Below are 22,439 nucleotides of genomic sequence, written 5' to 3'. Positions count from 1 at the left end.
AACTAGTCCTGTTCGTCAGGCTCGTCGGCATTGCGAGCAATCGCCACGATAGTCACGCCGTCCGGGAGGTCCATCAGCTTGACCCCCATTGTGTTCCGGTCACGCGTACGGCGTACAGGCTTCACCGGAGTCCGGATGACACCACCGTTGCTCGTGATCGCGAACAGTTCGTCGTCCGGGTCGATCACGACCGCGCCGACGAGACCACCGCGCCGCTCGGTGATCTTGGCAGTCAGCACGCCTTTACCTCCCCGGCCCTGCACCGGGTATTCCTCGATCGGGGTACGTTTCGCGTATCCCCCGTTCGTGGCCACCAGAACGTCCAGGCCCTCCCGAACGACCTCCATGGCGAGCAGGACGTCGTCGTCCGTGAAGCGCATGCCGATCACACCCGAGGTGGCCCGACCCATCGGCCGCAGCGCCTCGTCCGAGGCGTTGAACCGGATGGCCTGCGCCTTCTTGGAGACCAGCAGCAGGTCGTCGTCCGGGGCAGCCAACGCCGCACCGACCAGCTCGTCCTCATCGCGCAGGTTGATCGCGATGATTCCGCCGGAACGGTTGGAGTCGAACTCCTCGAGACGCGTCTTCTTCACCAGGCCGTTCTTCGTGGCCAGTACCAGATAGGGGGCCACCTGGTAGTTCGGGATTTCGATGATCTGCGCGATCTGCTCGTCGGGTAGGAAGGCGAGCAGGTTTGCCACGTGCTGGCCCTTGGCTACCCTACTGGCCTCCGGCAGCTCGTACGCCTTGGCCCGGTAGACCCGGCCCTTGTTCGTGAAGAACAGGATCCAGTCGTGCGTTGAGCATACGAAGAAGTGGCTGACAATGTCGTCCTGCCGGAGCGTGGCGCCGCTGACGCCCTTGCCGCCACGCCGCTGCGAGCGGTAGAGGTCGACCTTGGTCCGCTTGGCGTACCCGGTCCGGGTGATCGTGACGACCACGTCCTCCCGCGCGATGAGGTCCTCCATCGAGACCTCGCCGTCGAACGGGATGATCTGCGTGCGCCGGTCGTCGCCCCACTTGGCGACGATCTCGCCCAGTTCCTCGGAGACGATCCGCCGCTGCCGCTCCGGCTTGGCGAGGATGTCCTTGAGGTCGGCGATCTCGATTTCCAGCTTGGCCAGGTCGTCCACGATCCGCTGCCGCTCCAGGGCGGCGAGGCGACGCAGCTGCATGTCCAGGATCGCGGTCGCCTGGATCTCGTCGATCTCCAGCAGCCGGATCAGGCCCTGCCGGGCGTCGTCCACCGTCGGCGAGCGCCGGATCAGGGCGATCACCTCGTCCAGTGCGTCCAGCGCCTTGCCCAGACCGCGCAGGATGTGCGCCCGCTCCTCGGCCTTGCGCAGCCGGAACGCCGTCCGCCGGCGGATCACGTCGATCTGGTGCTCGACGTAGTAGCGGATGAACTGGGCCAGGTTGAGGGTGCGCGGCACCCCGTCGACCAGGGCCAGCATGTTGGCGCCGAACGTCTCCTGGAGCTGGGTGTGCTTGTAGAGGTTGTTCAGCACGACCTTGGCGACCGCGTCGCGCTTGAGCACCAGCACGATCCGCATGCCGGTACGCCCGGAGGACTCGTCGCGGATGTCGGCGATCCCGGCGAGCTTGCCCTCCTTGATCAGCTCGGCGATCCGCTCGGCCAGGTTGTCGGGGTTGACCTGGTAGGGCAGCTCGCTCACCACCAGGCAGGGCCGGCCGCGCTTGTCCTCCTCGACCTCCACGACGGCGCGCATCCGGATCGAGCCGCGCCCGGTGCGGTAGGCGTCCTGGATGGCGGTGGTGCCGACGATCAGGCCGTGGGTCGGGAAGTCCGGACCCTTCACGATGCCGAGCAGGGCTTCGAGGGTGGTCTCCTCGTCCTCCTCCGGGTGCTCCAGGCACCACTGCACCGCCGCGCCGATCTCGCGCAGGTTGTGCGGCGGGATCTTGGTGGCCATGCCGACCGCGATGCCCTCGGAGCCGTTCACCAGCAGGTTCGGGATCCGCGACGGCAGGATGGTGGGCTCCTTGGCCCGGCCGTCGTAGTTGTCCTGCAGGTCGACGGTGTCCTCGTCGATGTCCCGCAGCATCTCCATGGCCAGCGGGTCGAGCTTGCACTCGGTGTACCGCATGGCGGCGGCCGGGTCGTTACCCGGCGAGCCGAAGTTGCCGTTGCCGTCCACCAGCGGGTAGCGCAGCGACCAGGGCTGCGCCATGCGGACCAGGGCGTCGTAGATCGCCGAGTCGCCGTGCGGGTGGAACTGGCCCATCACGTCGCCGACCACCCGGGAACACTTCACGTAGCCCCGGTCCGGCCGGTAGCCGGAGTCGAACATCGCGTAGAGGATCTTGCGGTGGACCGGCTTGAGCCCGTCCCGGACGTCCGGCAGCGCTCGACCGACGATGACGCTCATCGCGTAGTCGAGGTAGGAGCGCTGCATCTCCACCTCAAGCCCGACCGGTTCGATCCGGTCGTGCGCGACCACGGCGGCGATGGCGTCGGCGGGGACCTCGGGCTCGTTCGGTGTGGACTCGGGAGAATCGGTCACTGTATACCCTTATCAGACTCAGAGTCGTTTTCGTGCTGTGGATAACGGCTGTGGATACCGGCCAAGCTGTGGATAACTCTGTGGATCGGTGGGCCGGTCGGGTACGACCCGACCGACCCACCGCGGTCCATCAGATGTCCAGGAACCGGACGTCCTTGGCGTTGCGCTGGATGAACGACCGGCGCGCCTCGACGTCCTCACCCATCAGCACGCTGAACAACTCGTCGGCTGTCGCCGCGTCGTCGAGCGTGACCTGACGCAGGGTACGCGTTGCCGGGTTCATCGTGGTTTCCCACAGCTCGGGATAGTTCATCTCGCCGAGGCCCTTGAAGCGCTGGATGTCGTCCGGCTTCGCGTTCGGCTTCTTCTGCTGGCGCAGCGCGATCAGACCGTCCCGCTCACGGTCGGAGTACGCGTACTGCGCGTCGTCGCCCTTCTTGTTCCACTTGATCTTGTAGAGCGGCGGAGCGGCCAGGTAGACGTGGCCCAACTCGACCAGCGGACGCATGAAGCGGAACAGCAGGGTGAGCAGCAGCGTCTGGATGTGCTGGCCGTCGACGTCGGCGTCGGCCATCAGCACCACCTTGTGGTACCGCAGCTTCTCCATGTCGAAGTCGTCGTGGATGCCGGTGCCCAGCGCGGTGATCAGCGCCTGGACCTCGTTGTTCTTCAGCACCCGGTCGATCCGGGCCTTCTCCACGTTGAGGATCTTGCCGCGGATCGGCAGGATCGCCTGGGTCCGCGGGTCGCGCCCCTGCTTGGCCGAGCCGCCGGCCGAGTCGCCCTCGACGATGAACACCTCGGACTCACGCGGGTCGGTGGACTGGCAGTCGGCCAGCTTGCCGGGCATCGAGCCGGACTCCAGCAGCGACTTGCGCCGGGCCAGCTTGCGCGCCTGCTGCGCGGCGATCCGGGCGCGAGCCGCCTGCGATGCCTTCGTAATGATCATCTTGGCTTCGGCCGGGTTGCGGTCGAACCAGTCGACCAGCCGGTCGTTGCAGATCCGCTGGACGAAGCTCTTCACCGGGGTGTTGCCCAGCTTGGTCTTGGTCTGGCCCTCGAACTGCGGGTTGGCCAGCTTGACCGAGATGATCGCCGCAAGCCCTTCCCGGATGTCCTCGCCGGAGAGCTTCTCGTCGCCCTTGAGCAGCTTCTTGTCGGTGCCGTACCGGTTGACCACGCTGGTCAGCGCGGACCGGAAGCCCTCCTCGTGGGTGCCACCCTCGTGCGTGTTGATCGTGTTGGCGAAGGTGTAGACCGATTCGCCGTACGACTCGTTCCACTGCATGGCGATCTCGACCGACATGCCCTCTTCCTCGGCGTCGAACTCGACCACGGTCTTGTGGATCGGGCTCTTCGAGGCGTTGAGGTGCCGGACGAAGTCGGCGATGCCGCCCTCGTAGTAGAAGGTGACCTCGCGCTGCCGGCCGTCCTCCTCCTCGGCCACCCGCTCGTCGAGCAGGTGGATGCGCAGCGCCCGGTTGAGGAAGGCCATCTCCTGCAGGCGCCGGTAGATCGTCTGGAAGTCGAAGTCGACGGTCTCGAACACGTCGGGGTCGGGCCAGAAGGAGACCGCCGAACCGGTGCGGTCGGTGGTCTCGCCCTTGTCCAGCGGACCGGGCTTGGAGTTGTTGTACTGCTGCCGCCACACGAAGCCGGACTTGTGGATCTCCACGGCCATCCTGGTGGAGAGCGCGTTCACCACGGAGACGCCGACACCGTGCAGACCGCCGGAGACCGCGTACGCCTTGCCGTCGAACTTGCCGCCGGCGTGCAGCACGGTCAGCGCGACCTCGACGCCCGGCTTCTTGAGCTTCGGGTGCAGGTCGACCGGGAAGCCACGGCCGTTGTCGGTGACCCGGACCCCGCCATCGGCCAGCAGCACCACGTCGATGGTGTCGCAGTATCCGGCCAGCGCCTCGTCGACAGCGTTGTCGACGACCTCCCAGACGAGGTGGTGCAGGCCGCGTTCGCCGGTGGACCCGATGTACATACCGGGCCGCTTGCGGACCGCCTCCAGCCCCTCAAGAACGGTGATCGACTCTGCGCCGTACTCCTGCTTGTCCTGCGCTGCCACCCTCGGCCACTTTCTCGCGTCGTCCGCGCCAGGAGGGCGCGTCGGGCGCGGGTTCGGCGGACAGGACGCGACGTCGGCGCGCGGACCGGTGCCGGAGACCTCCGGACAGCGGGTCGAACGCGCCGGTCGCCGCGGTTGCCCGCGGATCGCGATCGGCTCGACCCGACGTGGAGAATGATGTTGGGGCCACCGGCCCCGTCCCTCGCTCCGCACCGGGTCTTCGTCTCACTGTCAATCCTACTGTGCGCGGAGGACAGAACCACCACTCGGCACCCTCAACGAGGCGGCTGAGAAAGCCGTAGCCGGCAGAACCCCATTGCCCACGACTCCCCCCACACGCCACGCTCCGATCGGACGCGCCGCCGCCGGACGGGTTGACCCGCGGTCGGGCGGGTCGGGGGTCGCGGTCGGATCGCCGGTGCCGTACGTTTGCGGCGCCCCGGAAGCGGCCTTGATCTTTACGGGCCGGAACCGGGACTATCGACCCGATCGACCCGACACGTGCTCTTTAAGAGGTGACAGATGGGGCTGGACAACGTCGCGGTGCACTGGCCGCGGACCGGCCGCTTCTACGATCCGGTCGCGCCGGCCGAGTTCGTCGACTTCGGCGAGATCGTCGACCTGCCGCGAATCTCCGCGCCCACAGCCGCCCTGGCCGAGTTGATCGCGAAGACCGGCACTGTCCGGGCGACCGCCTACACCGAGCTGGTGGATCTCCTGCTCGGCCTCGAAGGTGTGTTGTACGCCACAGACGCCGCGGCTGAGGACGAGGATCCGGTGATCGATCCGGACGGCTGCGCCTGGATCGCCGGCGGCATAGAGCGGTTCGTGGCCGGCCACCGCCCGCACGGCGAGGCGGTCACCTTCGAATCGGTCAGCACGGTGCTGCGCTCGCTGCTCGGCGACGGGCGGCTGGCCGAGCAGCAGCTGCGGTGGCTGGAGAACCGACTCGACGCCCTGCGCGACGAGAGCGGCAACCCGCCGCAGTGGAACTTCACCTGCGCGGAGCTGGGCGTGCTCGCCGCGTTCTACCGGCGCTGCGCCGAGCGCGGCTTCGCCGTCTACGCCGACGCCTGACCGGCCGGGTCCGGGGCGGGCTGGTCGGCGCCCGGCCGGTTCGCCGCGGCGATCACCTGGGTGAGCACCGCGTGCAGGTGTTGCAGGTCCTCCAGGGGCAACCCGAGCCGCTGCACGATCGCGGCCGGGATCAGCTCCGCCCGGCTGCGCAGCGCCGCCCCGCTCGCCGTGAGGGTGACCGCGAGGCTGCGCTCGTCGGCGGCGTCACGCTCACGGCGCACGTAGCCGGCGGCTTCGAGCCGCTTGAGCAGGGGTGACAGGGTGCCGGGGTCGAGCTGCAGGAGACGGCTGAGGTCGCGGCCGGACAGCGGCGCGTGCTGCCAGAGCGCCAGCATGACCAGGTACTGCGGATGGGTCAGGCCCATCGGCTCCAGCAGCGGCCGGTAGACGGCCACGACGCTCCGTGCGGCCACCGACAGCGCGAAGCAGACCTGCTGTTCCAGGGCCAGCGGGTCGACGCCGTCCGGTCGTTCGCTCATCGGTTGCCCTCCCCAAGCACGATGGCTATGGTACCGATGGTTGGTGCACCAAGCATTGGTGCCCCAAGCATCTGTCCGGGCGGCGGGCGGAGTGGCGACGCAGGAGAGGGCGGCAGATGAGCGAGGACGGCGCGGCCACCAGGTCACCGGGCGAGGGAGGCCGTTTCATGCGCTGGGCCTACCGGCACCTCGCCGGGCCGGCCGAGGTCCAGGGAGCGGTGCAGGGCGGCTCGGCGCAGGCCCGCGAGCTGTGGAAACGCGACCTCGAAGAGCGCAAGCGCTACACCCGGGAACAGCGCGCACGCAAGCGCGCCGCCCGCGAGGCCGACCGGCGGAGCTGACGCCGGCTCAGCCGTAGGTGTCCCGCGGCCCTCGGCCGCGCACCCGACGCGGCCCCTTCTGCCAGGAGGGTGCGGCCGGGCCGTGGATGTGCAGCTTGCGCACCACGTTGTGGCCGACCTCCTGGGCGATCTGCCTGAGCAGCGAGCCGGCCAGCAGCCGCAACTGGGTCGCCCACGCGGTCGAACGGGCCTCCACGGTCAACTCGCCGTTCTCCAGCTTGACCGGCCGGCTGTGCTGGGCGACCTCCGCGCCGACCACCCGCTCCCAGGCGCCGAACACGGTGGCCTCGGCCGCCGGTTGCTGCCAGCCCCGCGCCTTCACGAGCCGGTTCAGCACCGCGCTGAGCGGCTGCGGGTCACGTGGGTCGGGGCCTGGGCCGGAGTAGCCGCGCAGCCGCCGTCCCGAGCCGCCGGCGCCGTCGCCGCTCCCGCCGCCAGGGGTACGCCGGGCGCGGGCCGCCGCCTGCCGCCGGGACAGCGCCGCGTCGAGCACCGCCCGGGCCAGCTCCGGCCCGCTGGCGGCCGCCGCCGGCCCGCCGCCGTCGGCGCCGCCGGTCGCCTCCGATCCGGCGGTACGCGCGGACGCCCCGTCGCCCGGACCGGCCCGCCGGCCGGCGTCACCCTTGCTGGTGCCCGACTCATCCGACACGTCGTACCGTCCCCTCGCCGACCTGGTAGCGGGTGCCGCGCAGGGCAGCCGGCACATCGTCGTCCACCGCGCAGGTGACCAGCAGCTGGCTCGCCCCGCCGACCAGCTCCGCCAGCCGTTCCCGGCGCCCGGTGTCCAGCTCGGCGAAGACGTCGTCGAGCACCAGCACCGGCTCGATACCGTCGGCACGCAGCAGGTCGTACCCGGCCAGTCGCAGCGCCAGCGCGAACGACCAGGACTCGCCGTGGCTGGCGTACCCCTTGGCGGGCAGCGGGCCCAGGGTCAGCGCCAACTCGTCGCGGTGCGGGCCCACCAGGGTGGTGCCCCGTTCGATCTCGGCGGAGCGGGACGCGGCGAGGGCCGCGGTCAACGCCTCCGCCAGCGCGGCCCGGTCGGTGGTCAGCTCGGCCAGCTCGATCGACGGCCGGTAGGCGATGCCCGCCGCCCCCCGACCGGCGGCCACCGCGTCGTACGCCTTGGCGACGTGCGGTGTCAGCGCGGCCACCAGCTCCAGCCGGCCGGCGAGCAGCTCCGCGCCGTGCTGGGCCAGGTGGGTGTCCCAGACGGCGAGGGTGCCGAGGTCACCGCCCCTCGACCCGCCGGTCTTGCGGGCCAGGTACGCGGTACGCAGCAGGGCGTTGCGCTGCTTGACGACCCGCTCGTAGTCGGCCCGCACACCGGCGTACCGGGGCTGCCGATTGACCAGCAGGTCGTCCAGGTAGCGGCGACGCTCGGCCGGGTCGCCCCGGACCAGCTCCAGATCCTCCGGAGCGAAGAGCACCAGATGCAGGGCACCGAGCACGTCACGTGCCCGCCGGGCGGGCGAACGGCCCAGCCGGGCGCGGTTGGCCTTGCCGGGCACGATCTCCAGCTCCACCAGGAGTTCCCGCCCGTCGTGCACCACCGCGCAGCGGATCACCGCCGAGGTGGCGCCCATCCGGACCAGTGGCGCGTCCGTGGCGACCCGGTGCGAGTCCAGGGTCGCCACGTAGCCCAACGCCTCGACGAGGTTGGTCTTGCCGACGCCGTTGGCGCCGATCAGGACGTTGGCCCCCGGCTGGAGGTCGACGCCCACCCGCTCGTACGAGCGGAAATCGACCAGTTCCAGCCGGTGGACGTACACAGGTTGTGGATACCGCTCAGCGCTTGTGGACGGCGTGGCCGCCGAACTGCTGGCGCAGCGCGGCGACGGCCTTCATGGCCGGCGAGTCGTCCTGCCGGGAGGCGAAGCGGGCGAACAGCGAGGCGGTGATGACGTTCAGCGGCACAGCCAGCCGGACCGCCTCGTCGACCGTCCACCGGCCCTCGCCGGTGTCCTCGGTGTAGCCGCTCAGCTCGGTGAGCTCCGGGTCCTCGTCGAGCGCCCGGTCCAGCAGGTCCAGCAGCCAGGAGCGCACGACGGTGCCCTCGCGCCAGGACTTGAAGACCCCGGGCACGTTGGTGACCAGCTCGGAGGCCGCCATCAGCTCGTAACCCTCGGCGTAGGCGTGCATCAGGCCGTACTCGATGCCGTTGTGCACCATCTTGGAGTAGTGCCCGGCGCCGACCGGCCCGGCGTGCACGAAGCCGAACTCGCCCTCCGGCTTGAGAGCGTTGAAGATCGGCATCAGCCGCTCGACGTGCTGGTCGGCCCCGCCGACCATCAGCGCGTAGCCGTTCTGCCGGCCCCAGACGCCGCCGGAGACACCGACGTCCAGGTAACCGATGCCGCGCTCGTTGAGCCGCTCGGCCCGCGGGGCGTCGTCGCTGAACCGGGAGTTGCCGCCGTCGATGATGATGTCGCCCTCACCGAGCACCCCGGCGAGTTCGTCGATGGTGGCGTCGGTGACACCGGCGGGAACCATGACCCAGACCGCGCGCGGCGACTCGAGCTTCTCCGCGAGCTCGGCCAGGCTCGCCGCGTCGCTCAGCTGCGCGTTGTGGTCGAAGCCGACCACCTCGTGGCCGGCCGCCCGCAACCGCTCGCGCATGTTGCCGCCCATCCGGCCGAGTCCTACCAGGCCGAGCTGCATGTGTTCCTACCTCCGTGGATCTGGGTGTTGCTGGGCGCGATCAGCGGGACACGCGGATCGGCATGATGAGGTACCGGTACCCGGGGATGACCTCGCCATCCTCGCCGGCGGGCGAAATCACCGCGGGCTTGAAGGCGTCGACGAACGAGAGCATGGCCGTCTGCGAGCCCAGGTTGGCCAGGCCGTCGATGAGGTACTGCGGGTTGAAGCCGATGGTCAGGGCCTCACCGGTGAAGGTGGCCTCCATCGCCTCGCTGGCCCGGGCCTCCTCGGAACCGCCGGCCTCCACGACCAGCCCGTCGGCGCTGAAGCTGAGCAGCACCGGGGTGGTCCGCTCCGCGACCAGCGCGACCCGCTTGACCACCTCGATCAACGTGCTGACCGGCACCCGTGCCTCGGCGTTGTGGGTGGCGGGGAAGAGCGAGCGCACGGGCGGGTAGTTGGCCCCGTCGAGCAGCCGGCTGGTGGTGCGCCGGGTGCCGCCCGCGAGGCCGACCATGCCCTCGCCCGCGGCGCCCTGGGCGAGGGCGAGGGTGACCTCGCCACCCAGCGGGCCGAGCGCCTTGGCGGTGTCGTTCAGCGTGCGGGCCGGCACCAGGGCGTTGATGCTCACCTCGGGGTCGTCCGGCCGCCACTGGATCTCACGCAGCGCCAACCGGTAGCGATCGGTGGCGAGCATCGACAGGGTGCTGCCGGAGAGCTCGACGCGGACGCCGGTCATCATCGGCAGCGTCTCGTCACGGCCGGCGGCGACGGCCACCTGGGCGACGGCGGTGGCGAACGCGGCGGCGTCGACCGTGCCGGCGCTCTGCGGCATCTCGGGCAGCGCGGGGTAGTCCTCCACCGGCATGGTCGGCAGGGTGAACCGGGCGCTGCCGCAGACCAGCTCGAGGTGGGCACCGACCGCGGCGATGTCCACGGGCTTGGCCGGCAGCGCCTTGGTGATCTCGGCGAGCAGGCGACCGGAGACGAGCGCGGCGCCGTCGGCGTCACCCTGCACCTCGACGGTGACCTGGCTGGACACCTCGTAGTCGAACCCGGAGACCCGCAGGTTGCCGTCGGTGACGCGAAGCATCACACCAGCGAGCACCGGTACGGATGGCCGGTTCGGCAGGCTCTTCGCGGTCCAGGCCACGGCTTCGGCGAGCGCGTCGCGCTCCACTCGGAACTTCATCAATGCCTCCGCGTCGACGTCAGCGACAACTCTCTCATGCCGACCGCTGCCTACCGTCCCGCCCAACCGTGCGGGTACCCATCGCACCTTAGGGCGCGGGGGCATCGGCTGTGCGCCCGACCCCGTGGTTCGTGTCGGTGCTGACGGGTTGATCCGGCAGTGCTCGGCCCGATCCACAGAAAGTCCAACGGTGATGATTGGTTTTTGTTCTCTTAGAAGAGATAACTCATCGTCTTCATCGCACCTGTGCAAACTGTGGAGAACTCGGGTCTGCGCAGCTCAGACAGGTTATCCACCGGTGATTTGCCTGTGGAGAACCGGGGGTACAACCGCCTGGTTCGTCCACAGCCCGGCTGCGGCGGCTGGTTGTCCACCGTTGTCCACCGGTTGTCCACCGGTAATCCACCGACTTTCTCCCCATGCCTGTGGATCACCGAGAAGATCACCATTGCCGTCATCCCCAGAACCTTCAACAGGTCGTGCACAGGGCGACGCTTGCCGGTGGACAACGGCGACGTTGTCCCCAAGCGTCCACAGCGTCGTACACAGGGTTTCTCCACAGCCTGTGGGTAACCGGCGTGGGACGGACCGTAGTTATCCACCGTCGGTGGACAACGAGCTGTGGACAACGAGCGAGGATCGAGGCGGACACGGCGTCGATGCTGTGGTCTACACCATGTCGAGGGTCAAGCCGGAACGGCGCCGAAGACGAAAAGAACGCCCGGCCGGAGGTCCGGCCGGGCGTGTTCCCGGGGCTGCGTGCCGTCGCGTCGGCTTACGTACCCCTCAGGTGTTCTGCTTGATCCGGTTCGTCAGCTCAGCGATCTGGTTGTAGAGCGAGCGGCGCTCGGCCATCTGCTGACGGATCTTGCGGTCGGCGTGCATCACGGTGGTGTGGTCCCGGCCACCGAAGGCCTGCCCGATCCGGGGCAGCGACAGCTCGGTCAGCTCCCGACACAGGTACATGGCCACCTGGCGGGCGTTGACCAGCACCCGGGAGCGCGACTGACCCCGCAGGTCCTCCAGGCTCACCCCGAAGTAGTCCGCCGTGGAGACCATGATCTGGTCCGCGGTGATCTCCGGGCCGGCGCCGTCCGGGATGAAGTCCCGCAGCACCTCCTCGGCCAGCGACAGCTCGACGGTCGACCGGGTCAGGCTGGCGAACGCTGTCACCCGGATCAGCGCGCCCTCCAGTTCCCGGATCGAGTTCGACACCCGGGAGGCGATGAACTCCAGCACGTCCGGCGGGGCGTAGAGCCGCTCCTGCGCCGCCTTCTTCTGCAGGATCGCGATCCGCGTCTCCAGGTCCGGCGGCTGGATGTCGGCGAGCAGACCCCACTCGAACCGGGTCCGCAGCCGATCCTCCAGCGTCGCCAACTGCTTCGGCGACCGGTCCGAGGTGATCACGATCTGCTTGTTGGCGTTGTGCAGGGTGTTGAAGGTGTGGAAGAACTCCTCCTGCGTGCGCTCGCGGTTCTCCAGGAACTGGATGTCGTCGATCAGCAGGATGTCGACGTCGCGGTAGCGCCGCTGGAACGCGCTGGTCTTGTCGTCCCGGAGCGAGTTGATGAAGTCGTTGGTGAACTCCTCGGTCGAGACGTACCGCACCGACCGGGCGTTGCCGAGCGTCGTGGCGTAGTGCCCGATGGCGTGCAGCAGGTGCGTCTTACCCAACCCGGAGCTGCCGTAGATGAACAGCGGGTTGTACGCCTTCGCCGGCGACTCGGCCACCGCCACGCTCGCCGCGTGGGCGAACCGGTTGGACGAACCGATGACGAACGTCTCGAACATGTACTTCGGGTTGAGCCGGTTGCCGCCGGTGTCGGCGCCGGGCAGCCGACGATCGTCGCGGCCTCCCGCCCGGTGGTCCACGCCGCTGCGGCCCGGGCCACTGTCCGTTCCGCTGTCCCGAGGAAGCGCACGGATCACGTGCTGGTCCCGCGGCGACGCCGCGTCCTCCCGGTAGCGCGGCTCGTAGGGCCGGGTGTCCGGGCCGGGCGGGTCCAGGCGGGCGGTCTGTTCGTCGTAGGAGCGCCGGTCCGGGCCCGACCGGGGCGGCCGCTGCGGCTCCACGAACGCGGCGCTGAACAGCGCCTCCTGCCCGTCCCGGCTGGTCGGGATCAGACCCGACCGGTGCCCGTCGAGGCTGGACGCGGCGGGCGGACCGGCCGGCGCCGGTGGCGGGCCCGGCTCGGAAGCTCGCGTCGGGTGCTGCTGCTCGGGGACGCGGCCCTCGGGGTTCGGTCGTCCGGCAGGGTCGTCGTCGAACGGCCCGGCGGGGGGACCCTCGACGTCGACCGGCCCCGGTTCCGGGGCACTGCGGTAGACGGTGCCGGCCGGGCGGCCCGCGGCGTCCTCGGCCACCCGCACGGTGACCGCCACCTGGATCGGCCGGCCGAGCCGGCGGGTGAGCGCCTCGGTGATCGCCGGACGCAGCCGTGACTCGATCACGTCCCGGGTGAACGCGTCCGGGACGGAGAGCAGCGCGGTGTCCTCGACGATCGCCCGCAGCCGGGTCAGTCGGAGGTAGGCGCGCTGCTGGGCGGAGATGATCTCGTCGGCGAGCTCGTCGGTCGCCGCTAACCACACCGCGGCAAGGTCGGTCGTACCGGCCACCGTCGTGCCACCCCCTCGCCTCTGCTCCCGGCCGCCGCTGTCTGCCAGCCGGCCGTCCCGGGCCCGCCGCGTTCGCGGGTGGAACATCACCCACCCGGACGGTTGACCAGTGGTCGTCCACAGGTTATCCACAGCCTGTGTACCGACCGATTGTGGCCTCCCGCCGGACGCGGGTGGGACCTGCCCCTGCCTGAACGGGCGTTGAAGCGGGTTCACCGTGCCGAACGATTCACTACCTTGTCCGGTCTTGCCTGCGCGCGACGACCGGAGCATCCGACGCTCACCGCAATCGGGCACGGTAACAGCGTTGTCCCTGCGCCATCAACCGGCGACGTGCCCGGGTCCTTCTCGGCATCAGCGAAAACGGCCGCTTCGGTCCCGGGCGCGTCCCAGTGTCCGCCGCCGCGGGGTGTTTGACGGTCATTGCACCCCTGCGTAGGCTGGAGCGGCTGCTATTTCGCCCTCTGCTAGGGTGATGGGTGCTTGCTGTCCGCGGTCGCATCCCCGCAACGCCGAGGTCCCGCTCCGCCGGGCAGCACCGATCGGGGGCCACCGTCGAGGTGGCCTGGACCACCCCACGACCCCGGCGATCCCGTCGCGCGGGGCGCGTACGAAAACGGAGAGCCTGACGTGAGCAAGCGCACCTACCAGCCGAACAACCGCCGGCGCGCGAAGACCCACGGCTTCCGGCTGCGCATGCGCACCCGTGCCGGCCGTGCCATCCTGTCGAGCCGTCGCGCCAAGGGTCGCACCACCCTGTCGGCCTGAGCCGACCGGGCCGGTCCAGGGGACGTGGGCAGTCGTGCTGGCCGCCGCACAGCGACTGCGGCGCAGTTCTGACTTCGCCGCAGCGGTTCGCGGTGGCCGACGCGCCGGACGAGGCGCCGTCGTGGTCCACCTGACCGTGCCGGCGCCCGTGGCCCCCAGCACACCGACCTCGCCGGAGCCGGCGCGGCACACCGGTGCGGAGCAGTCCTCCGCCCCGGCCCGCGCCGGCTTTGTCGTGTCCAAGGCCGTCGGCAACGCGGTGGTCCGTAACCGGGTCCGGCGCCGCCTGCGGGCGCTGGTGCGGGAGCGGCTGGCCGCACTTCCCGCCGACAGCACCCTGGTCGTCCGGGCGCTGCCCGCCGCTGCCGACGCGTCGTACCCCCGACTCGCCGCAGACCTGGACGCCGCCATCGCGGCCGCCCGGTCGCCCCGAGAGCGGCGGTCCAGATGAGTGCCGGCCCGACCACCCCGCGCCCGCAGTCGACCGGTGCCAAGGTGCTGATCGCGCCCATCATCGCGTACCGTCGGTGGATAAGTCCGGCACTGCCGGCCCGCTGTCGGTTCTACCCGTCGTGCAGTGCGTACGCCCAGGAGGCGGTAGCCCGGCACGGCGCGCTCCGGGGAGCCGCGCTGGCGGTCCGGCGGTTGCTGCGCTGCCACCCCTTTCACCCTGGTGGACATGACCCGGTGCCGGAGCCGGGCGGCCGCCGACGTGCTGATGTGACTGGAGCCCCGAATTGAGTCTGAGTCTCGACTGGATCTACTACGCGATTTCGTGGATCCTGCTGACCTGGCACTCTGCCTGGGACGCCATCGGGGTGCCCGTCGGCGCGGTGATCGGCACCAACTTCGCCTGGATTCTGGCCATCGTCTTCCTGGTGGTCACCGTCCGGGTGATCCTGTTCCCCGTCTTCGTCAAGCAGATCAAGTCGCAGCGGGCCATGCAGGCGCTGCAGCCCAAGGTCAAGGAGCTGCAGGAGAAGCACAAGGGTGACCGGGAGACGCTCCAGAAAGAAATGATGGAGCTCTACCGGAAGGAAAAGGCCAACCCCCTGATGGGCTGCCTTCCGATGTTCCTCCAGATCCCGGTCTTCCTCGGCCTCTTCCACGTGCTGCGCCGGCTCGACCCGGCCAAGCAGAGCAAGACCCTCTACGGCTGGACCGCCGACCAGTTCGAGAGCGCCTCCCAGGCGAAGCTCTTCACCGCCCCGATCGCCGGCAAGTTCGGCTCCACCGCGGACGAGCTGGCCCGCCTCGGCGCCAACGGCACCACCGTCAAGGTCATCGCCGGCATCCTGGTCCTGGTCATGATCGCGACCACCTACCTGACCAGCCGTCAGATGATCCTCAAGACCGGCTGGGCGGAAGACCCGCAGCAGCGGATGATCCAGCGGCTGATGCTCTACGGCATCCCGGCGTCGCTGCTGATCTCCGGTGCGATCTTCCCCATCGGCGTGATCATCTACTGGGTCACCAACAACCTCTTCACCCTCGGCCAGCAGCAGTGGGTGCTGCGCAAGTTCCCGCCGCCGGTGACCGCCAAGAAGACCACCCCCGCCGTTGGCACCCGCAACCCCGTCCAGCCCGCCAAGTCCGGCGGCCTGTTCGGCCGCGGCAAGTCGGCCCCGCCGGCGCCGGTCAAGGCGACCGCGCCCAAGGTGGCCGGGCCGAAGCCGGGCGCCAAGCCGGTGAACCCGAAGAAGAGCCGCCCCGCCAAGCGGCAGGGCTGACCCGTCCGGGCCGTCGCCGGGCAACCGGCGGCGGCCCGTTCCGCACCGCGCAGCCGCCGTATGGCCGGCGCCGGGCGGAACCGACCGCGCGTGACGCGGCCACGGGCGACACTGCCCGTACAGACGTGCCCGTGGGCACCGGCGACCTCCCGCCGGCCCCGGGAAACCAGCGGACCCGACGGTCCGGCCGAGCGAGTACGGAGATGAGACCGTGACCGAGACCAGCATCCCCCGCGCCGAGCAGTCCCTGGACGAGGAGGAGACCGCGCCGCTCGCGGTGGACGACGACAACGACGACGACGAGACCGACGCCCCGGAGTCCGACGACACCGAGGCCGGCGCCGGCGGCCGTACGAAGAAGGCGGTCGGCGAGGGCGACCTGTTCCGGCAGAGCGAGATCGCGGCCGACTACGTGGAGGGGCTGCTCGACATCCTCGACTACGACGGCGACATCGACGAGCTGGTCGCCGGCGGCCGCCCGGTGGTCGAGGTGGTCGGCGCCCGACTGCAGAACCTGGTCGGTCAGCGCGGAGCCACCCTGGAAGCGCTCCAGGAGCTGACCCGGCTCGCCGTCTTCCGGCAGACCGGGACGCCGAGCCGCCTGCTGCTCGACGTCGGCGGCTACCGCGCGAACCGCCGTAAGGAACTCGCCGCGGTCGCCAAGAACGCGGTCGAGAAGGTCAAGGAGTACGGCGAGCCGGTCCGGCTGGAGCCGATGTCCGCGTTCGAGCGCAAGTGCGTGCACGACGTGGTCAACGCCATGTCCGGTGTGGCGAGCGAGTCCGAGGGTGTCGAGCCGAGCCGCCGCATCGTCGTTCGGCCGGTGGACTGACCGGGTGACCCACGACGACACCACGGCCGACGCCGTGACCGGCCCGGGCGGCACGCCGCCCGGGCCGTCCCCTGTCCGGCCCGAGTCCCCGGGCACCGATCCGGCGCTGGACGGGGCGGGTGGCGGTACGCCGCCGCCGGCCGACGCGGCGCTGCCGCCCGAGCTGGCTCCGGCCGCCCTGGCGCTCTTCGGCGAGCGCCTCGACGTTGCCGCCGCGTACGCCGAACTGCTGGCCACCGACGGGGTGGTCCGGGGTCTGATCGGCCCCCGCGAGGCACCTCGGATCTGGGACCGGCACCTGCTCAACTGCGCCGCGGTCGCTGAGCGCATCCCGGCCGGGGCGACCGTGCTCGACGTCGGCTCCGGTGCGGGTCTACCCGGTCTGGTCCTGGCCATCGCGCGCCCCGACCTGACCGTCACCCTGATCGAACCGCTCGCCCGGCGGACGTCGTTCCTGATCGAGGTCGTCGAGCGACTCAGTCTGACCAGGACGGTGCGCGTGTTCCGCGGTCGGGCCGACGAGGCTGCCAGCGGGTCGAGCGGCCGGGAGCCGATCAGCGGGGACGTGGTGACCGCCCGCGCGGTCGCACCACTGGACCGACTGGCGGCCTGGAGCCTGCCGCTGGCGGTGCGGGGCGGACGGCTGCTGGCGCTCAAGGGTTCGTCCGCGGCAGCGGAGATCGAGGAGCACGCCGACGTGGTGGCACGCCTCGGCGGTGGGGAGCCGGCCGTACACCTCTGCGGCGTCGGAGTGATCGACCCACCCGCCACCGTCGTGGAGATCGTCCGCGAGCGGATGGTCGGTCCGGCCCGTCCGGCCGCCAGCAAGCGATCTCGGGGCGGACGCTCCCGTCGCCGCTGACGGTGCGCGCCATCGGGCGTCCGGCCGGTGGGTTGCCTCGTTGTACCGGTGCGGATGGACGAGGGGATGAGAACCCGACGTGGACCGGCCGCGCCCGTCCGCCGTAGGCTGACCGCGCGTCGATAGTGTGGAACGGCCGGCGGCGTCACGGGTCTCCGACCGCTCCCGAGGGTCGTACGCTCCGGGGTGCGAGCGCGGGTGCGGCCAAGGTGACCGGGGCGCGGACCGACCATCCGAAGCGGGCAGGGATGACAGGTGCATGACGACGGTAGGTACGACGATCCACGCGTGACCGGGTCAACCAGCGACCCTGTTTCACGTGAAACCGACTACCCCAGCTGGTCGCCCGGGTCGTCGCCTCAGCCGGCGGAGAGCGATCCGCCGGTGGTACGCGACGAGCCCGGTGGGCACGCGACCGGATCAGAGGTCCCCGAGCCGACGGCTGCTCGCCGGGCATCGGAGGGATTGGCCCGGCCGGTCAACGCCGCAGAGGTGCGAACGGCCTCGGGGCGACGGAACACCGCAGCGTCGGTCCGCTTCGAGCCGGCCGTACCGCAACAACCCAACGCGGCGGGTCGGGACGCCGCGCCGGCGGTCGCCGACATGCCCGTCGCGTCGGCCGAGTCGCTGGCCGCCGTTGCAGACGACTCCACGTACGTTTCACGTGAAACCCCGACGCGCGAAGAGGATGACCCACCGTTGGCTATGGAGGCGATGCGCGCCGTGCAGATCCTGAATCCCAGTGGCGAGGTGACCATGCCTCGGCCGGACCGGACCCGGGTCATGTGCGTCGCGAACCAGAAGGGCGGCGTGGGCAAGACCACGACCACCGTCAACCTTGCGGTGGCGCTCGCCCTGCACGGCAACCGGGTGCTCGTGGTCGACCTGGACCCGCAGGGCAACGCCTCGACCGGGCTCAACGTCCCGCACCACACCGGCATCCCCGACGTCTACGACTGCCTCATCAACAGCGTGCCGCTGTCCGAGGTGGCGCAGGCGGTCGAGGGCATCCCGAACCTCTGGTGCGTACCGGCGACGATCGACCTGGCCGGCGCGGAGATCGAGCTGGTGTCGGTGGTGGCGCGGGAGTCGCGCCTCGACCGGGCCATCGCTGCCTACCCCGGGCAGTTCGACTACGTCTTCATCGATTGCCCGCCCTCGCTCGGCCTGCTCACGGTCAACGCGTTGGTCGCCGCGCAGGAGGTGCTGATCCCGATCCAGTGCGAGTACTACGCGCTGGAGGGGCTCAACCAGCTGATCAACAACATCAACCTGGTGCGGCAACACCTCAACCCCAAGCTCGATGTCTCCACCATCCTGCTGACCATGTACGACCGCCGTACCCGCCTCGCGGACGCGGTCGAGCAGGACGTCCGGAACCACTTCGGCGACAAGGTCCTCCAGGCGGTCATCCCCCGCAACGTCCGAGTGTCCGAGGCACCCAGCTACGGCCAGTCGGTGATGACCTACGATCCCGGTTCGCGGGGTGCCACGAGTTACTTCGAGGCGGCTCAGGAAATCGCCGAGCGGGGCGTGAAGGAGCCGGTGGGCCGGAATGCGTAGTGCGGACGAATCGCTGGGAGGCGTGGCATGAAGAACCGTCCTCGGGGCGGTCTGGGTCGAGGCCTTGGGGCGCTCATCCCGACCGGGCCGGCGCCGGGTTCCGCCGGCACCGTGACGGCCGAGCCGGAGAACGGGCATGTGGATGACGAGGCGGCCGCCGCTGCGCTGCCGGCGGTGACGCCCTCCGGCCCGCCGCCGCAGCCGGAGTCGACACTCAGCCCGGTGCCGGGGGCCCGCTTCGCCGAGATCCCGGTCGACGCGATCGTGCCCAACCCGAAGCAGCCCCGGCAGGTCTTCGACGAAGATGCGCTGGAGGAGCTGAAGATCTCGATCCAGGAGGTCGGGTTCCTCCAGCCCATCGTCGTCCGCCAGCTCGACGACGAGAAGTACGAGCTGGTGATGGGCGAGCGGCGGTGGCGGGCCGCCCAGGCCGTCGGGCGGGAGAACATCCCGGCGATCGTCCGGGACACCCGCGACGACGCCATGCTCCGCGACGCGCTGCTGGAGAACATCCACCGGGCCAACCTGAACCCGCTCGAAGAGGCGGCCGCGTACCAGCAGCTGCTGGAGGAGTTCGGCGCCACCCACGAGGAGTTGGCCCGCCGGATCGGGCGGAGCCGCCCGCAGATCTCCAACACCATTCGGCTGCTGAACCTGCCGGCGCAGGTGCAGCGGCGGGTCGCCGCGGGGATCCTGTCCGCGGGCCACGCCCGGGCACTGCTGAGTCTCGACGAGGCGGAAGCCCAGGAGCAGTTGGCGCTGCGAATCGTGGCCGAGGGCCTGTCCGTTCGGGCGACCGAGGAGATCGTGGCTCTGACCCTGAACGACGGGTCGGCGAAGGGCCAGGCCGCGAAGCGGCGCCCGAAGCCGCACGCGCCGGCCCTGACCGACCTGGCCGATCGGCTGTCGGACCGGTTCGACACCCGGGTGAAGGTGGACATCGGCCGGAGCAAGGGCAAGATCACGATCGAGTTCGCGACGGTGGACGACCTGGAGCGGATCGTCGGGATCATCGGAGTGCAACAGGAGGGCGGGGCCGAGGACTGACCTCCCCTGCCTCCTGCGGCCGCGCTTCCCTTCGGGTGCGCGGCCGCTCTGCATTCCGCCTCCGCCGGTTTCACGTGAAACGGGTGCGGTTCGCGGCCGGGGCGTCGAGACGGTTCGCCATCCGCCCGATCGCCGAGCCCGACCGGCTCGACGTCCTCGTCCTGCCGGTCCGTCCCGCCGATCCGGCAGCCGGTGGCGACGCCCCAGGCGAGACGGTGCCTACCGCCGTGGCGCCTCCGGACGGCATCGCCGAGGAGGCCGCGGTGCTGGCCCCGGTCGCCCGGCTGAACGGTGGAGCCGGAGAGATCCCTTGTCCTCCTCGCAGATCCGGCTCGTTTCACGTGAAACGGAGGCTCGTCACTTTGATTGCGGACCGCCAGGGTCGACCGGCGACGGAACGGCCCTTGTGGGCCGCTGAGTGCCCCGCTGCCGCCTTGAACGCCGCGCCGGGTGGTCTTGGTGGTCGAGTCGTCTCACGGGCCTGCTGGCCGCTGTGGATTGCCGACGTCTGCGCCACTGCTGCGGCGGCCGCGTGCCCCGCGTCTCCAAGTCCGCCTCTCCGCGTCCGCGTCTCCCACCTTCGGGCCTTCAGGCCGGTACTCCCGCGTGCCCCGCACCTCCGCACGTGCCGTCTACTCGACGCCTCCCACCTCCCACTCCCTCTGGCCTAACGGCGCAGCGTCGAAGCCCTGCCTGACGCCTGAAAATCAACGCGGCGACCGGCGCGGGCCACAACTTCAGGGATGTTGTTGGCTCCTGAGCGGTGGAGACCACAACATCCCTGAAACTGTGTAGATCTTGGCCCAGCACGGCGGCGTGGAGGCGAAGGCCACGGGCCGCCGTCGAGTCCTTGGTGGTGGTTCAGGCCCTGAGTGTCGGCCGCCTCAGGGTGACCCCCGGTCTTCGGATGGTCCTGGCCTTGGGCCGTCGTGCGGGCTCGCGGGGTGGCCGGGGGCCTAGACGGTCGTCCGGTCTGGGAGGCGATCGGGCGATCGGACCGGCCTCGCGTGCCCGACCGAAGCAGGCGGCGCAGAGCGGCTGGACCAGGACCTGGCGGAGCAGCCTCAGGACGTGCGACGAGCAGACCCGGATCGGCCGGCGTGATCTGCGCCAGAAGACATCCGTCCTTCAAGGCGGGCACGCCGTCTGGCGCCCGGTACGGCCGCCGTGCCCGCCGCTCATTCCCTCAGTCGCCATTGGCGCCCGGCACCACGCGCCGGTGTCGCTGCCCCGAACGAGCGGCCCACTGGCCGGCCCACCATCGAGTCCCGACACCGTCCCGAAGCCGACGGGTGGCGGAGCCCTCGCCGACCCCTAGGAGCGGTTGTCGGGCAACGACTGAGGGGCCGAAAAGTTATCCACACCGGTTGTCCACAGGCACCCCCCGTTTCACGTGAAACACCGCGTGAAAGCGGGTGCCAGCCTGTGGATGACGGGGTGTATTCAGGATCTCGGCAGCCTGTGGATATCGCTGCATCGTGAAGCCGGTGGCCCGTACCTCGATCGACGATGAGCACTGATTCGGGCGGCCCATGCCGATCGAACAGGTAGGGACAGCGGTGCCAGACTCGGTTAGGGTCAGCGTCGTGCACGACACCCCTCCCTCAGTCCCGGACTTCACCCAGTGGCCCTCCTTCCCCTTCGAGGGAGACCTCCGCGTGAAGCAGCTCGACGATCCGGTCCCGGTCGAACCGCCACGCAAGGGCGAGGGCCTCCGGGAATGCACCGCCTGCAACGCTCCCGACGACGCCTACATCTGGGTGGGTGAGCGGTGGCGCGTACGTGCCATGGACCGCCCGACCGGCCTGCCCATGGTGCTCATCCTCGAATCCCGCACCCACCTCGACCTCGGTGACCTGCCGAACCTGCTCGCCGCCGAGTTGGGCGTGATGACCGTCCGCCTGGAGCGGGCCATCCGTTCGCTGGACGGCGTGGCGCGGGTGCACGTCAACCGGTGGGGCGACGGCTCAGCTCACCTGCACATGTGGTTCCTCGCCCGGCCGTACGGTCGCCTTCAGCTGCGGGGCACCTTCCTGTCGCTGTGGGACTCGATCCTGCCGCCGATCTCCGAGGCGCAGTGGCGGGAGAATCTGGCGCTCGTGGCCGCCTGGCTGGCCGAGTTCGGTGGCCGGCCGCTCGCCGAGCCGCCCCGCATCCAGTGGCAGGCACCGTCAAGTCTGCTGGCCCAGTCGGCCGCGGCGGACGCCGCCGCGGCCGCGGCGGAGGCCGTGTCGGTCATCGAGGCGGCCGGGGAGATTCCGGAGCCAACGCCCGAGTCCGACGGCGACGGTACGGACACCGGGACCGGTGCGGCAGACGAGCCGGCCGTCCCGGCATCCGCGGCCAGGACCACCGCATCGGCGGTCGCGCCGACGGCCGATCCGGTGCCCGGCACCAACTCCGGGGAGGCCGCCGCCAAACCGGCATCCACTGGCAGCGCCCAGACGGTCGTCACCGCCGATCCGACCGCCCTCGACCGTGGCACCGCCACGGAAGCGGCGGCCGACACCCCGCCCGCCTCCGCTGCTGCGGCCGACACCCCGTCCGCCGCTGGGGCGGCCGACACTCCACGCGACAACGGCCGCAGCGCACCGACGGACGTGCCGACGATCCGCTGATCGTCAGCCGGTCATGAGGTTGGCGGCGGCACCGCGTGTGGCGTCCGCCAACCCATGACCGGGTGGGCC

19 protein-coding genes are annotated in these 22,439 nt (G+C 70.5%); 11 read left to right on the top strand and 8 right to left on the bottom strand.

Translation table 11 applies throughout. The features are described from left to right. Window positions 1-2: 2 nt before the first annotated feature. Both gyrA and gyrB read right to left on the bottom strand, forming a co-directional pair. Window positions 3-2,525: a DNA gyrase subunit A gene (gene gyrA / locus ACTWLT_RS08225; protein ID WP_252416958.1), complete on the bottom strand. Its 2,523-nt coding sequence runs from the start codon at window positions 2,523-2,525 to the stop codon at window positions 3-5. 130 nt (window positions 2,526-2,655) lie between these two features. Then, window positions 2,656-4,602 carry a DNA topoisomerase (ATP-hydrolyzing) subunit B gene (gyrB, locus tag ACTWLT_RS08220; RefSeq protein WP_252416957.1) on the bottom strand — a complete coding sequence of 649 codons (1,947 nt, stop codon included), beginning with the start codon at window positions 4,600-4,602 and terminating at the stop codon, window positions 2,656-2,658. Between the two features lie 522 nt (window positions 4,603-5,124). Here gyrB and ACTWLT_RS08215 point away from each other — a divergent pair. Next, entirely contained in the window at window positions 5,125-5,679 is a 555-nt protein-coding gene (locus ACTWLT_RS08215; protein ID WP_252416956.1) for a hypothetical protein, read from the top strand. Here the strand turns inward: ACTWLT_RS08215 and ACTWLT_RS08210 are convergent. Further along, window positions 5,664-6,158 (bottom strand): MarR family winged helix-turn-helix transcriptional regulator, encoded by a 495-nt coding sequence (locus ACTWLT_RS08210; RefSeq protein WP_445317763.1) that lies wholly within the window; start codon window positions 6,156-6,158, stop codon window positions 5,664-5,666. The two genes, ACTWLT_RS08215 and ACTWLT_RS08210, sit on opposite strands and share 16 nt — an antisense overlap. Window positions 6,159-6,274: 116 nt before the next feature. Here ACTWLT_RS08210 and ACTWLT_RS08205 point away from each other — a divergent pair, with 116 nt between their 5' ends. Then, complete coding sequence (locus ACTWLT_RS08205) at window positions 6,275-6,499, top strand: hypothetical protein (RefSeq protein WP_252416954.1); 225 nt, start codon at window positions 6,275-6,277, stop codon at window positions 6,497-6,499. 7 nt (window positions 6,500-6,506) lie between these two features. On the opposite strand, the gene ACTWLT_RS08200 is transcribed toward ACTWLT_RS08205, so the two are convergent. The 5 genes from ACTWLT_RS08200 to dnaA form a co-directional block, all read right to left on the bottom strand. Then, window positions 6,507-7,148, bottom strand: a complete 642-nt coding sequence (locus tag ACTWLT_RS08200) for a DciA family protein (RefSeq protein WP_445317762.1) — start codon at window positions 7,146-7,148, stop codon at window positions 6,507-6,509. Beyond that, window positions 7,138-8,271, bottom strand: coding sequence for a DNA replication/repair protein RecF (gene recF / locus ACTWLT_RS08195; RefSeq protein ID WP_445317761.1), 1,134 nt, complete (start codon window positions 8,269-8,271; stop codon window positions 7,138-7,140). Before recF ends, ACTWLT_RS08200 begins: the two co-directional genes overlap by 11 nt. A gap of 16 nt (window positions 8,272-8,287) precedes the next feature. Then, window positions 8,288-9,160, bottom strand: a complete 873-nt coding sequence (gnd, locus tag ACTWLT_RS08190) for a phosphogluconate dehydrogenase (NAD(+)-dependent, decarboxylating) (protein WP_445317760.1) — start codon at window positions 9,158-9,160, stop codon at window positions 8,288-8,290. Window positions 9,161-9,200: 40 nt separating this feature from the next. Then, window positions 9,201-10,334, bottom strand: a complete 1,134-nt coding sequence (gene dnaN, locus ACTWLT_RS08185) for a DNA polymerase III subunit beta (RefSeq protein ID WP_252416950.1) — start codon at window positions 10,332-10,334, stop codon at window positions 9,201-9,203. Window positions 10,335-11,120: 786 nt separating this feature from the next. Further along, window positions 11,121-12,950, bottom strand: a complete 1,830-nt coding sequence (gene dnaA, locus ACTWLT_RS08180) for a chromosomal replication initiator protein DnaA (protein WP_445317759.1) — start codon at window positions 12,948-12,950, stop codon at window positions 11,121-11,123. 630 nt (window positions 12,951-13,580) lie between these two features. On the opposite strand from dnaA, the gene rpmH reads away from it, so the two are divergent. The 9 genes from rpmH (at window position 13,581) to ACTWLT_RS08135 (ending at window position 22,370) form a co-directional block, all read left to right on the top strand. Continuing rightward, the gene (gene rpmH / locus ACTWLT_RS08175) at window positions 13,581-13,718 is read left to right on the top strand and encodes a 50S ribosomal protein L34 (protein ID WP_007453904.1); all 138 of its coding nucleotides are present in this window, start codon (window positions 13,581-13,583) and stop codon (window positions 13,716-13,718) included. A gap of 34 nt (window positions 13,719-13,752) precedes the next feature. Further along, window positions 13,753-14,169, top strand: a complete 417-nt coding sequence (gene rnpA / locus ACTWLT_RS08170) for a ribonuclease P protein component (RefSeq protein WP_445317758.1) — start codon at window positions 13,753-13,755, stop codon at window positions 14,167-14,169. Next, window positions 14,166-14,459 carry a membrane protein insertion efficiency factor YidD gene (gene yidD / locus ACTWLT_RS08165; protein ID WP_252416947.1) on the top strand — a complete coding sequence of 98 codons (294 nt, stop codon included), beginning with the start codon at window positions 14,166-14,168 and terminating at the stop codon, window positions 14,457-14,459. The genes rnpA and yidD overlap by 4 nt, the downstream gene beginning before the upstream one ends. A gap of 2 nt (window positions 14,460-14,461) precedes the next feature. Continuing rightward, the gene (gene yidC, locus ACTWLT_RS08160; RefSeq protein WP_252417151.1) at window positions 14,462-15,448 is read left to right on the top strand and encodes a membrane protein insertase YidC; all 987 of its coding nucleotides are present in this window, start codon (window positions 14,462-14,464) and stop codon (window positions 15,446-15,448) included. 211 nt (window positions 15,449-15,659) lie between these two features. Further along, window positions 15,660-16,280 carry a Jag family protein gene (locus tag ACTWLT_RS08155; RefSeq protein ID WP_445317757.1) on the top strand — a complete coding sequence of 207 codons (621 nt, stop codon included), beginning with the start codon at window positions 15,660-15,662 and terminating at the stop codon, window positions 16,278-16,280. 106 nt (window positions 16,281-16,386) lie between these two features. After that, on the top strand, window positions 16,387-17,142 hold the full coding sequence (gene rsmG / locus ACTWLT_RS08150) for a 16S rRNA (guanine(527)-N(7))-methyltransferase RsmG (RefSeq protein WP_445317849.1): 756 nt from the start codon (window positions 16,387-16,389) through the stop codon (window positions 17,140-17,142). Window positions 17,143-17,607: 465 nt separating this feature from the next. Then, window positions 17,608-18,705, top strand: a complete 1,098-nt coding sequence (locus ACTWLT_RS08145) for a ParA family protein (RefSeq protein WP_445317848.1) — start codon at window positions 17,608-17,610, stop codon at window positions 18,703-18,705. Window positions 18,706-18,732: 27 nt separating this feature from the next. Continuing rightward, window positions 18,733-19,752, top strand: coding sequence for a ParB/RepB/Spo0J family partition protein (locus ACTWLT_RS08140; protein WP_445317756.1), 1,020 nt, complete (start codon window positions 18,733-18,735; stop codon window positions 19,750-19,752). 1,586 nt (window positions 19,753-21,338) lie between these two features. Then, a complete protein-coding gene (locus tag ACTWLT_RS08135; RefSeq protein WP_445317755.1) occupies window positions 21,339-22,370 on the top strand; it encodes a hypothetical protein in 1,032 nt (343 codons plus the stop codon). Window positions 22,371-22,439 lie beyond the last annotated feature (69 nt).

This window comes from Micromonospora yongxingensis (assembly GCF_052601155.1).
This window is presented reverse-complemented; position numbering and strand designations above follow the sequence as displayed.